Source organism: Halomonas sp. SIMBA_159 (genome assembly GCF_046536035.1).
Classification (GTDB): domain Bacteria; phylum Pseudomonadota; class Gammaproteobacteria; order Pseudomonadales; family Halomonadaceae; genus Vreelandella; species Vreelandella venusta_A.
The window spans coordinates 1-234 of the sequence record NZ_JAWJBT010001682.1 but is presented as its reverse complement, the minus strand read 5'-3'; the positions used below and the strand labels follow the sequence as shown (position 1 = coordinate 234).

General features: G+C 53.0%; 1 protein-coding gene. It reads right to left on the bottom strand.

Going from position 1 to position 234, the window contains the following annotated elements:
* Nucleotides 1-234: NapC/NirT family cytochrome c (locus R0J87_RS24940; RefSeq protein WP_498889714.1), on the bottom strand; the 234-nt coding region annotated here is incomplete at both ends.

Genomic DNA, 234 nt, shown 5'->3' with positions numbered 1-234 from the left:
ACAAATCGCCCGCACACCCGAACGGTTTGAGTAGTGAATGGTTTCACGTATCTCCTTCACTATGGGGGCATGACAGCCAGAGCAGAAAGCTTCGGTGTTCGTGGCCTCCATCCCGGTGTTAAAGGCTCCCCAGAACAGCAGACCGCCCATAAAGCCCAGAAACAGCACCACACCCGCTGCCGCTTTACTCGGTGATTTCAGACGGCACCAGAAGCGTTTAATGATATTCATAAC